The organism is Ornithinimicrobium sp. (assembly GCF_030537745.1).
GTDB lineage: Bacteria > Actinomycetota > Actinomycetes > Actinomycetales > Dermatophilaceae > Ornithinicoccus.
Genome location: NZ_JAUNVI010000043.1, coordinates 1 through 11,835, shown reverse-complemented (window position 1 = coordinate 11,835; position 11,835 = coordinate 1). Strand labels below are relative to the sequence as shown.

Annotated in this window: 9 protein-coding genes; 4 read left to right on the top strand and 5 right to left on the bottom strand. The window is 67.7% G+C overall.

Going from position 1 to position 11,835, the window contains the following annotated elements; translation table 11 throughout:
• The first annotated feature begins 136 nt into the window (after nucleotides 1-136).
• The gene (locus Q4P07_RS10005; protein WP_303374771.1) at nucleotides 137-1,045 is read left to right on the top strand and encodes a carbohydrate ABC transporter permease; all 909 of its coding nucleotides are present in this window, start codon (nucleotides 137-139) and stop codon (nucleotides 1,043-1,045) included.
• A complete protein-coding gene (locus tag Q4P07_RS10000; protein WP_303374770.1) occupies nucleotides 1,042-1,929 on the top strand; it encodes a carbohydrate ABC transporter permease in 888 nt (295 codons plus the stop codon). The genes Q4P07_RS10005 and Q4P07_RS10000 overlap by 4 nt, the downstream gene beginning before the upstream one ends.
• Nucleotides 1,930-1,968: 39 nt before the next feature.
• Here Q4P07_RS10000 and Q4P07_RS09995 read toward each other — a convergent pair whose 3' ends face one another.
• On the bottom strand, nucleotides 1,969-2,754 hold the full coding sequence (locus Q4P07_RS09995; protein WP_303374769.1) for a MerR family transcriptional regulator: 786 nt from the start codon (nucleotides 2,752-2,754) through the stop codon (nucleotides 1,969-1,971).
• Nucleotides 2,755-2,788: 34 nt separating this feature from the next.
• Nucleotides 2,789-3,298 (bottom strand): Lrp/AsnC family transcriptional regulator, encoded by a 510-nt coding sequence (locus tag Q4P07_RS09990; RefSeq protein WP_303374768.1) that lies wholly within the window; start codon nucleotides 3,296-3,298, stop codon nucleotides 2,789-2,791.
• A 141-nt stretch (nucleotides 3,299-3,439) separates the two neighbouring features.
• Between Q4P07_RS09990 and Q4P07_RS09985 the strand changes: the two genes are divergently transcribed.
• On the top strand, nucleotides 3,440-4,714 hold the full coding sequence (locus Q4P07_RS09985) for a PLP-dependent aspartate aminotransferase family protein (protein ID WP_303374767.1): 1,275 nt from the start codon (nucleotides 3,440-3,442) through the stop codon (nucleotides 4,712-4,714).
• A gap of 28 nt (nucleotides 4,715-4,742) precedes the next feature.
• On the opposite strand, the gene topA is transcribed toward Q4P07_RS09985, so the two are convergent.
• Nucleotides 4,743-7,508, bottom strand: coding sequence for a type I DNA topoisomerase (gene topA / locus Q4P07_RS09980; RefSeq protein WP_303374766.1), 2,766 nt, complete (start codon nucleotides 7,506-7,508; stop codon nucleotides 4,743-4,745).
• A gap of 132 nt (nucleotides 7,509-7,640) precedes the next feature.
• Here topA and Q4P07_RS09975 point away from each other — a divergent pair, with 132 nt between their 5' ends.
• Nucleotides 7,641-8,327: a hypothetical protein gene (locus tag Q4P07_RS09975; protein ID WP_303374765.1), complete on the top strand. Its 687-nt coding sequence runs from the start codon at nucleotides 7,641-7,643 to the stop codon at nucleotides 8,325-8,327.
• Nucleotides 8,328-8,368: 41 nt separating this feature from the next.
• Here the strand turns inward: Q4P07_RS09975 and Q4P07_RS09970 are convergent, their stop codons facing one another.
• Both Q4P07_RS09970 and Q4P07_RS09965 read right to left on the bottom strand, forming a co-directional pair.
• Nucleotides 8,369-9,946 carry a class I SAM-dependent methyltransferase gene (locus Q4P07_RS09970; protein WP_303374764.1) on the bottom strand — a complete coding sequence of 526 codons (1,578 nt, stop codon included), beginning with the start codon at nucleotides 9,944-9,946 and terminating at the stop codon, nucleotides 8,369-8,371.
• Nucleotides 9,947-10,084: 138 nt separating this feature from the next.
• A partial coding sequence (locus tag Q4P07_RS09965; protein WP_303374763.1) for a sodium-translocating pyrophosphatase occupies nucleotides 10,085-11,835 on the bottom strand: 1,751 nt, incomplete at its 5' end.

Here is an 11,835-nt window from a genome sequence, read left to right as displayed (position 1 = left end):
GCCCAACCGACAGGAAACCGTTGACCGGCTTGCTGTCTCTCACGACCCGGGCGGGTGAGGTGCTAGCGCCCGCCCGGGAAGGCGGGCGCGACCCGCTCGGTCCGTCGCTTGTAGATCTTCACGTGGAGGTGGGCCCATGGGCTCCAAGATCAAGAACTGGGGCCCTGGGCTCCTTCTCATCAGCCCGTCGCTGCTGCTCATGGCAGTCTTCGTCTATGGCTTCATCGCCATCAGTTTTAGAGAATCGGTCACCGACAAGCACACGGCTGCCCAGGCCACTGGCCGCGCCGACGTCAACCTCGTGGGGTTCGAGAACTACGCCGAGCTGCTGGCCAGCGAGTCCTTCCAGCACTCCTTGCGCAACTTCTTCGTGTTCACGGCTGTGTTCCTGCTGGGCACCCTGCTCATCGGCTTCTCCTGGGCATGGGTCATGGAACGGCCGATGGCCGGCGAGGGGATCTTCCGGTCGGTCTACCTCTTCCCGATGGCGGTCAGCTTCGTCGCCTCCGGAGTGGTGTGGAAGTGGTTGCTCAACTCCAACGAGGGCGAGCGCGCCTCGGGCCTGAACAGGCTCTTCCAGATGCTGGGCCTGGACTTTCTACAGAACCAATGGTGGACCCACCCCAGCTACGGGATCCTCGCCATCGCCCTACCGGCCGTCTGGCAGCTGTCGGGCTACGTCATGGCCCTGTTTCTCGCCGGGTTCCGCGGAATCCCCGAAGAACTCCGGGAGGCGGGGCGCGTGGACGGCGCCACCGAGCTGCAGCTTTACCGGTTCGTGATCTTCCCGCAACTCTCACCCGTCGCGCTCTCCGCACTCGTCATCATCGGGCACATGTCGCTGAAGTCCTTCGACCTCATCATGTCGATCGCCAACCAGTCGACCTACTCGACCAAGGTGCCAGCCATCGACATGTACAACTACGCGACCGTCTACGACTACGCCAATTCGGCCGCCGTAGGGATCATCCTGCTCGCCCTCGTGGCGGTCGCCGTGGTGCCATACCTCTGGTATGACGCCCGGTCCCGCAAGGAGGGGTCATGACTGACGTCACCGCCGAGCCCCGCGCCGGCACGGTCCTCGAAGCGCCCCGAGCGGTGCGCCGCCGCCAGCGCGGGGGGTGGAGAGCCCTCCGCTACGCCATCCTCATCCTGTCCCTGCTGATCGTCCTCATCCCCGTCTACGTCTTGTTCGTGACCAGTTTCAAGGGCATGGGCGACGCTTCGCCGACCCGCACGTGGTTCTTCCCGGAGACTTGGACGCTGGCGAACTGGACCGAGGCGTGGGCGGCCCTGTCACCTTCTCTCCTGCGCACCTTCGCCATGGTCATTCCCGCCGCCGTCGTGTCCGCGCTGCTTGGTTCGATGAACGGCTTCGTCCTCTCGCGCTGGAACTTCCCGCACGCCAACCTGATCTTTACGCTGATCCTTTTCGGGATGTTTATCCCCTACCAAGCGGTGATGATCCCGCTGGTGCAGCTGATGATCGACCTGAACGTGCCTAACGGCATACCCTCCCTCATCCTGTTGCACGTCATCTACGGCATCCCCATCTGCACGCTCATTTTCCGCAACTACTACGAGACGGTCCCGATGGAGCTCATCGAGTCCGCTCGAGTCGACGGTGCGGGGCTGCTACGGACCTTCTTCTCCGTGGTGCTGCCCATCTCCATCCCCAGCTTCGTGGTGGTGCTCCTGTGGCAGTTCACGTCCGCCTGGAACGATTTCCTGTTTGCCGTGTTCTTCTCGACCGCCAGCAACGGGCCGGTCACCATCGCTCTGAACAACCTGGCCAACGGCGCGATGCTGTCGAACTACGGAGTGTCCATGGCCGGGGCCCTCATCGCCAGCCTGCCGACGTTGCTGGTCTATATCCTCCTAGGGCGATACTTCGTCGGTGGCCTGATGGCAGGGGCCGTGAAGGGCTGATCTCACGCTGCCGGCGTCCTCGCTCCTCTGTCCAGGTGGTCAGCCACGTGAGGCGTGAGCGACGACGGCGTCCCGCACGTAGGTCGCCAGGCCGGGCGCGATGTCCTCGTAGGTCTGCCTGAACCGCGGGTCGTCGACATACATCTGCGCGATGCCAGCATGCATCTGTAGCGAGCAGTCGTAGAACCAGCGGCAGATCTGCTGACGAGCCTCCTCGGCCACCTCCCTCGCCTCGATCGAGTCAGCCGGCACCCCCGTCTGCATCAGCTCGACGTAGCGCTGGTTGAGGGCATCGCCCTCGTCCTTGACCTGCTGCCACTGCGCCTTGGTGTAGCCCTTGGTGCGGCGCGAAGACTCCTTCCAGGCGTCGGTGTCACCCCAGCGTTCCTTGGCCTCGGCCTCATAGTCCTCGAAGTTGGAGTCGTAGCTGTTGCCGAAGATCTCGCGCTGCTCGTCCTTGCTGATCTGATATCCGTTCATCTCTGCCTCCAAGGCTCGGTCGATGGCCGCCACGAGCTGCTCGAGCCCGGCGACCTTGGTCCTGACCGTCTCCCGTTGACGCCGCAGGTGGGTGAGGAGGTCGACCTCGCCGCCGCCGTCAAGCAACGTCGCGATCTCCTCGAGCCCGAAGCCGAGCCGTCGGTAGACGACGACGTGTTGCAACCGCTCCAGGTCGGCCCGCGTGTAGAGCCGGTAGCCGGAGAAGCTGCGTTCGGACGGCGTGACTAGGCCGATGTCGTCGTAGTGGTGCAGGGTGCGCACCGTCACGCCGACCGCCTCAGCAACCTGGCCGACTGTCTGGAACTGGTCCGTCATCGTGGTCATGCCCTTCAGCGTGGTGCCTCACGAGGCGTGAGGGTCAAGCCGGAGTGCCTGGTAGATCCTCCGGTCTGGTCATCGTGCCGCGCCCCCGCTGCGCGTCGAAGATGAGCGAGGTCTCGGCGTGCAGGACACCGGGCCGGTTAGTCAGGTGGTCCAGCACAAAGTCGCGCAGCTCGTCAGCGGAGGGACAGGCAACGTGCACGTAATAGTCGATCGCACCGGAGACGTGGTAGGCGCCGAGCACTCCGGGCAGCGACGGGACCTCCTTGGTGAACTGCTCAAAGTGGCTGCGGCGGTGACCCCCGAAACGGACTGCGATCATCGCCTCGACCGGCCGTCCGACCGCCATCGGGTCGATATCGGCGTGGATGCCCCGGATCACGCCCCGATCCCGCAGGCCGCGGACCCGGACTAGACAGGTCGACTCGGCAATTCCTACCTCGCGGGCCAGGTGCGCGTTGGACATCCGACCGTCCTGCTCCAGAAGGCGTACGAGAGCGAGGTCGGTGGCGTCGAGGGGCTTATGGACACGTGGATTCTTCGGCACAGGGAGAGGGTATGCCGTATCTCCTCCACCAGGTCGACGCCATGACGCGGTGTTGCCAAATTATCAATGGTTTCTGCGATGGCTTTCCGATGATGCTTCGTCAGTCTTGCTCTTTTCACGAAACATCTCCATGATAGGAGCATGGATGCCGAACTGATGATGGGCTTTGACAGCCGCGCTGTCCACGCGGGACGCACCGACTTGTCCGGGCTGGGGGTGCACGTGCCCCCGATTGACCTGTCGAGCACCTATCCGCTGCCCGACATCGAGGCTGGCGGCGACTCCTACGAGAATATGGCTAACGGCCACCCGCTCCAGGAGGGCCACTCCGCCGTCTACCAGCGACTGTGGAACCCCACCGTCGCACGGTTCGAGGAGGCGGTGGCCGCGCTGGAGGGCGCGCAGGCTGCGGTGGCCTTCGCGTCCGGCATGGCCGCGCTCTCGGCGACGCTGCTGTCGGCCGTGGCTGCCGGTAAGCCGCACGTGGTCGCCGTACGTCCGCTGTACGGCGGCAGCGACCACATCCTGGCCACGGGGCTGCTCGGCACCCGCGTGACGTATACGACCGCGGACGGGGTGGCGTCCGCGATCGAGGCGGACACTGGGCTCGTTATCGCCGAGACCCCGGCCAACCCGACGCTTGACCTCATCGACCTCCGCGCCCTCGTCGCCCAGGCCGGCGACGTGCCGGTCGTGGTGGACAACACCTTCGCCACCCCCGTGCTCCAGCGTCCGATCGAGCTGGGTGTGAGCATCGTGCTCCACTCGGTCACCAAATTCATGGCCGGCCACGGGGACGTGCTCGGTGGCGTCGTCGCCACTTCCGAGGACCTCGCCGTGCGCATTCGCCCGATCCGGGCCATCACCGGCGGCAATATGCATCCGTTGTCGGCCTACCTGGCCCACCGTGGGCTGCAGACGCTGCCCGTGCGCGTCCGCGCCCAGCAGGACTCCGCCCAGGTCATCGCCACCTGGCTGGCCCAGCACACCGACGTCGAACGCGTCTACTACCCCGGCGTCGAGGGCGGTGACCCTCTTGGCCTGGTCGGCACCCAGATGCAGGGACCGGGCGCGGTGCTGGCCATAGACCTGGGCTCCTACGAGCGCGCCTCGCAGGTGGCGACCTCGGTCCGACTGTTCACCCACGCGGTGTCCCTGGGCGGGGTCGACTCGCTCATCCAGCACCCGGCCGCCCTGACGCACCGTCCGGTGAGTGCAGAGGCCAAGCCGGGCCAGGGTGTCCTGCGCCTCTCCATCGGCCTGGAGGGCGCTGCAGACCTCATTGCCGACCTCGAGCAGGCCTTGGGCTCCGACCACGTGGGCAAGCAGGTCCCGGCCGCCGGCAAGCAAGACGCAGCCGCCGGCAGGCAAGACGCAGAGTCCGCCGACCTACCCGCCCACGCCGTCTCGGTCTGACCGAGCTCGGGGCGGTCCGGCAGCTCGGCTAGGAGCCCGTCGTCTTCTTGGCTGCCGTCTTGCGGGTGGTCGCTTTTTTGGCGGTCGTCTTCTTGGCCGTTGTTTTGCGGGCCGTAGTTTTCTTCGCCGCACGCTTGCGGGTCGTCGGACCCTTGGCCCGCTTTTCCGCGAGCAGCTCGAAGCCACGCTCGGGCGTGAGCGACTCGGGTTCGTCATCCTTGCGCAGAGTTGCGTTGGTCTCGCCGTCGGTGACGTACGGACCGAAGCGGCCGTCCTTGACCACGACCGGCTTGCCGGACACCGGGTCTGCCCCCAGCTCGGCCAACGGTGGCTTGGCCGCCGCGCGGCCGCCGTACTTGGGCTGGGAGTAGATGGCGAGCGCCTGCTCCAGCGTGACGTCGAAAATCTGCGACTCCGTCTCCAGGGAGCGCGAGTCGGTGCCCTTCTTCAGGTAGGGACCGTAGCGGCCGTTCTGCGCAGTGATCTCCTCCCCTGACTCCGGGTCAGCGCCGACGACCCTGGGCAGCGACAGCAGCAGGAGCGCCGTCTCAAGGTCGATGGTGGCCAGGTCCATGGTCTTCAGCAGCGACCCGGTGCGCGGCTTGGGCTTCTTGGCCCCCCGCTTCGGCGCCTCTTCCGGCTCGGGCAGAACCTCGCTGACATAGGGCCCGTAGCGGCCCGCTCGCGCGATGATGTCGTGACCCGTCTCGGGGTCCTGCCCCAGGATCCGACCGTCTTCGGCCGCCACGTCGAGCAGTTCACGCGCCTTCTCCGGCGTCATCTCGTCGGGAGCAATGTCGTCGGTGAGGGTGGCGCGGCGGGCCTTGGCGCCTTCGTCCTCCTCCCCCTCGATTTCGACATACGGTCCGTAGCGACCGACGCGGACGACGACGCCCTCGCCGATCGGGATGGTCGACACCGCCCGGGCGTCGATGTCACCGAGGTCGCCGACAAGTTCTTTCAGACCATCGATCGACTTCGCCTCGTCCCCGAAGTAGAAGCGCTGCAGCCACGCGACGCGCTGCTCCGAGCCGTTCGCGATGCGGTCGAGGTCGTCTTCCATGGTGGCGGTGAAGTCGTAGTCGACCAGTGAGGGAAAATGCCGCTCGAGGAGCTGGGTGACGGCAAACGCGAGCCACGTGGGGATGAGCGCTGATCCGCGGCTGCGGACGTAGCCGCGGTCCTGGATCGTGGTGACGGTCGCCGCGTAGGTCGAGGGCCGTCCGATCCCCTTCTCCTCCAAGGCCTTGACCAGGGTTGCCTCCGTATAGCGGGCTGGAGGGGTGGTCTGGTGGCCCTGCGCCTCGGCACGCAAAGTCTCCAGGGCGACGCCCTTGGTCAGTCGGGGCAACCTCTTGCCCATGCTGTCCTCGTCCTGCTCACGATAGCGAGACTCGTCCCGCCCTTCCTCGTAGGCGGCCAAGAAGCCGCGGAAGGTGATGACCGTGCCGGAGGCGCTGAACTCCGCCTTCTGGTATGTCGTGCCGTCGCCACCCTTGGTGCCGTCCGGGAGGGAGGCAGTCAGCTTGACGGTCGCGGTCGAGCCCTTCGCGTCGGCCATCTGAGAAGCGACGGTGCGCTTCCAGATCAGCTCGTAGAGGGCATACTCCTGACCGCGCAGCTCCCCGGCCACCTGCGCCGGCGTGCGGAACTGATCACCGGCCGGGCGGATCGCCTCGTGCGCCTCCTGTGCGCCCTTGGCCTTGCCGTAGACACGCGGACGCTCCGGCACGTAGTCGGCGCCATACATGTCGCGCGCCTGGCTGCGAGCGGCGCTGAGCGCGGAGGAGGACAAGGTGGTCGAGTCGGTCCGCATATAGGTGATATAGCCACCCTCATAGAGCCGCTGCGCCGTCCGCATCGTGGACTGGGCGTTGAGCCGCAGCTTGCGAGAAGCCTCCTGCTGCAGCGTCGAGGTGATGAAAGGCGCGGAAGGTCGACGCGTGTAGGGCTTCTCGATGACGTCGCTGACGACCACCGGCGCCTGCCGGGCGCCGTCGGCGACTGCCTGGGCGCCGACGCCGTCCAGCTGGACGGTGCCCTTCGTCTTCAGCGTCCCGTCGTCGGCGAAGTCACGTCCGGTGGCCACCCGCGCACCGTCCAGTGAGGAGAGCCGCGCGGTGAAGGCGTTGCTTGCTGACGTGCCCGCGCCGGCCGGGGCGAAGTCACCCTCGACATCCCAGTAGGACGCCGTGCGGAACGCCATCCGTTCGCGCTCCCGCTCCACGATCATCCGGGTCGCGACGGACTGCACCCGTCCCGCGGACAGGCCCTGCTTGACCTTGCGCCACAGCACCGGGGACACCTCATAGCCATAGAGCCGGTCGAGGATGCGCCGGGTCTCCTGGGCGTCGACGAGGTCGGTGTCCAGGTCGCGGGTGTTGTGGACAGCCGCCTGGATCGCCTCCCGCGTGATCTCGTGGAAGATCATCCGCTTGACCGGCACGGTGGGCTTGAGGACCTGCAGCAGGTGCCAGGCGATCGCCTCTCCCTCACGGTCCCCATCCGTGGCGAGGATGAGCTCGTCGGCGTTCTTCAGAGCCCGCTTGAGCTCGGTGACCTTCTTCTTCTTGTCAGCGTCGACGACGTAGTAAGGCTCGAAGCCGTCGTCGACATTGATGGCGAACTTGCCGAAGGGGCCCTTCTTCATCTCCGCCGGCAGCTCGGAGGGATTGGGCAGGTCCCGGATGTGACCCACGCTCGCATCGACGGTGTAGTCGTCCCCCAGATATTCCGCCAGGGTCTTGACCTTGCCCGGCGACTCGACGATGACCAGTTTGCGCCCACGGCTCACGGCACACTCCTTCTCGGCGTCCGTGTGCCGCGGATTCGTCGCGACTCCGACACGGGACCTCGGGCGTCACGGTAGCCCATCAGCCCGATACGACTACGCTGGCGTCCCATGACGGTGAGGAGCACAGCAGGTATGACGTGGCACAGGCAGATCCTTCCGTCGGCCGCTCTGGTGCTGGCCGCGGGGCTGGTCCTCAGCGGCTGCAGCGGCGATGACACGGCCGAGCGTCCGACCACCAGCAGTCCGTTGACTACCGCCGTCACGGACGGCACGGCGGACGACTCTGGCGCCACCGCCGCGCCGACCGGCCCGCCGACCACGCCGGCCAAGATCCCCGCCGTGCCAGGTGAGCGGTCCGCCTCAGGCGACACCTCGATCATCATCAACGGCGACCGTGCGGCCTTCGCGCTGCCCACCGGCAATGTGGTCTGCACCCTCAACGAGCGCACCGCGGTCTGCGAGATCCTCGACCTCGGCTCCGCCCCTCAGCCCGAGCACCTGGTGGTGGACGGGATCGGCGCCTGCACGGCCCAGGAGGCCAATGCGATCATGCTCAACCAGGATCGCGGCGCCTGGACCTGCCTGGACTCCTCGCTCGTGCGTCAGGCCACCGTCGGTCAGGGTGGCTGGTGGGTCAAGGAGGTCGACGGCGTGACCACCAAGATTGGCAAGTCTACGGTCGCCGTGCTGCCCTATGGCTCCAGCGTGAGCGTCGGTCCGGTGTCCTGCTCGGCGGCGCAGGACAGCATCACGTGCAGCAGCAGCACGCTCGGCAAGAAGTTCACCCTGTCCAGGACCGGCGGCTACAGCTACGGCTGATCCCTAGCAGAATGCACAGGCTGCGCGGCTTCAGCGGACGCTCAGTCTGCGGGGCTTGGCGCCGCTGCGCGCAGCAGGCCGTCCTTGGCCAGGTCACGCACCACGGCAAGCACCTGCGCCTGCACCGTTTCGGGAGTTGTCTGGGTCAGCACCGCCAATCCGGCGCACAGCTGCCGCGCGGTGAGGTCGCCGTCACACGCCCCGACGAACCCAGCCGCCAACGTGTCGAGCCGCACGACCCGACGCAGACCTCCACCCTGGCGCACCTGGATCACCTGTGGGTCGAGCGCGCCCGGACGGCCGATGCGCTCCTCGGTGACGTCCTGCTCGACCTGCCAGCGCACGTCGAGCAGCTCGTCGTCCGTGTGCTCCGCCAGCCAGGTGCGTGCCCGCAGGCCCGCGAGGACGCTCGGGCCCATCGGGCTCGCGACTGGGCCAGAGCTCGCCTCGGTCAGGTCGAGCCACGGCATGCGGTCCGCGGTCGGCCTCTGCAGCGTCACGATCCCGAACCCGACCCGCTCGATGCCACGGGCGTCAAAGTCTGCCAGCCAGGCGGCATAGAGGCGCCTAAAGTCTGCCGTCTCCGCCTGCTGCCCCCCGTCGCGCGCCCACGTCTCGGCATACTCCGCGACGTCTTGCTCCTCGCGCTGCACCACCCAGGCGTCCAGGCCGGTCCCCTCCAACCAGCCGCTGAGCCGCTCGCGCCAGTCCTCCCCCGATCCCAGCTCCCAGTTGCCTAGCAGCTGCGCGATGCCACCGGGTCGCAGGTGCACCCCGATCTCGTGCACCAGGTCGGCGACCAGCGCATCCCCTGTCGCACCGCCGTCGCGGTATTCGTAGAGCGGTAGGTCGCCCCCTCGCGGCGTGATGACGAACGGTGGGTTGCTCACGATGAGGTCGAACTCCTCTCCGGCGACCGGCTCGAGGAGGCTGCCCGTCCGGAACTCCAGGTCGACCTCGTTGAGGGCCGCGGTGAACCGGGCGTAGGCCAGCGCCCGCTCGGACAGGTCGGTGACCACGACCGGGGATGCGCAATGTCCGGCGAGGTGGAGCGCCTGCACCCCGCATCCCGTGCCGAGGTCGAGGGCGCGGTCGACGTTGATGCGCGGCGTCCAGGACGCGAGGGTCGTCGACGCACCACCGACCCCCAGCACGTGGCTGGTCGGGAGGGGCCCACCGATGGCGCTGGCCGAAAGGTCGGAGGCGATCCACCAGGTATGACGTTCATCGCCGTAGGGACGCAGGTCGCAGGTGGCCTTGCGCTGGCTCTCGGTCGGGTGGTCGCTGTCGTCACCGGTGCTCGCGCCGGTGATCAGGGCTAGGTCGGCGAGCCCCCGAAGCCCGGTGCGTGGAGTCGCTGCGGCGAGCTTGGCCTCGGTGACCGGCAGGCCGAGCACAAAACAACGCACCAGGGTCGCGACCGGGTCGTTGCTCGCCCTGGTGACCTGCTCTGCCAGCAGCGGCTGGTCCCGGTGGAGGGCCGCGTGGGCCCGGACGCCAAGGACCTCCTCGATCCGCTCGACCGTGTAGGGGGCCTGCACGAGGTCCTGGCGCAGGCCAGCGATCAGCGTGGCATCGAGGGGGCTGGTGGACTGGGCCGGCGTGGGCTGATCTGGCACGCACCCAGGGTGCCGTGCCACGCCATACCTGAGCAAACGAGGGAGCCGGAGGTGGGGCGAACGGATCGCCACGCCCTGCCACGCAAGCGGGGCGGCACCCCTGGTGGGATGCCGCCCCGCTGGGCGAAGGTGCTTCGGTCAGCGCTCGGAAAGAGATCCTGCGGTGACCTCCGGCGCGTCGCCGATGGAGATGCTGCGCCGCTTGGACACGACGACCGCCACGACGATGACCACCAGCGCGCCCAGTGCGATGCCCCAGCGGATGAGGCTGTTGGCGTCGCCGTAGGTCAGGGTCACGATGGCCGGCGCGATGAGCAGGGCGACGAGGTTCATCACCTTGAGCAGCGGGTTGATGGCCGGGCCGGCGGTGTCCTTGAACGGGTCACCGACGGTGTCACCGATGACGGTGGCCTCGTGCGCGGACGAGCCCTTGCCGCCGTAGTTGCCGTCCTCGACGATCTTCTTGGCGTTGTCCCAGGCACCACCGGAGTTGGCCAGGAAGACCGCCATCAGCACACCGGTGACGATCGCACCGGCCAGGAAGCCGGCGAGCGCGCCGACGCCGAGGCCGAAGCCGACCGCGATCGGGGCGAAGACCGCCAGCAGGCCGGGGGTGGCCAGCTCGCGCAGCGAGTCGCGCGTGCAGATGTCGACCACGCGGGCGTAGTCGGGCTTCTCGGTGTAGTCCATGATCCCGGGCTTCTCGCGGAACTGGCGACGCACCTCAAAGACGATGGCGCCGGCCGCGCGGGTCACCGCGTTGATGGCGAGACCGGAGAAGAGGAAGACCACCGCGCCACCGATCAGCATGCCGACGAGGGCGCTGGGGTCGAAGACGAGGAAGGAGTCCCAGATGACGCCGGTGTCGACGTCGACCATCTCGTCGATGGAGGTGATGATGGCGTCCAAATAGGAGCCGAAGAGAGCGGTCGCGGCGAGCACCGCGGTGGCGATCGCGATGCCCTTGGTGATCGCCTTGGTGGTGTTGCCGACAGCGTCGAGCTCGGTGAGGATCTGGGCGGCGTCGCCGTCCACGTCACCAGACATCTCCGCGATGCCCTGGGCGTTGTCGGAGACGGGGCCGAAGGTGTCCATCGCGACGATGACACCGACCGTCGTGAGCAGACCACAACCGGCCAGCGCGACATAGAACAGCGACAGGATCAAGGACCCGCCGCCGAGCGAGGCCAGCGCGAAGATCGCCATGGCGATGGTGACCGCGGTGTAGACCGCGGACTCCAGACCGACGCCGATGCCGGCGAGCACGACGGTGGCCGCGCCGGTCAGCGAGGTGCGGGCCACGTCGTTGGTCGGCTTGCTCTCGGTGCCGGTGAAGTAGCCGGTCAGCCACAGGATGAAGGCGGCCAGGATGATGCCGATGACGACAGCCGCAGCGGAGCCCAGCGCAGGGTTCACGTCCACCGCGGCGGCAGCGCCGCCGGAGAAGACGCCCGCGGTGCTCAGGCCACCCAGCTCGGAGGAGTCGTGGGGCAGGAAGACCAGCGCGGCGATCACGGAGGCGACCGCGGCGACGCCGGCGGAGATGTAGAAGCTGCGGTTGATGGTCGTCAGCGCATTCTCGCCCTGGCGACCGCGGGTGATGAAGATACCCATGATGGCGGTGAGGACACCGATCGCCGGGATGATCAGCGGGAAGGTGAGGCCACCGTGCGAGCCGAGCGCCGCGGTGCCCAGGATGAGGGCGGCCACGAGGGTGACGGCGTAGGACTCGAAGAGGTCCGCGGCCATGCCGGCGCAGTCGCCGACGTTGTCACCGACGTTGTCCGCGATGGTGGCGGCGTTGCGGGGGTCATCCTCGGGGATCCCGGCCTCAACCTTGCCGACCAGGTCGGCGCCGACGTCGGCAGCCTTGGTGAAGATGCCTCCAC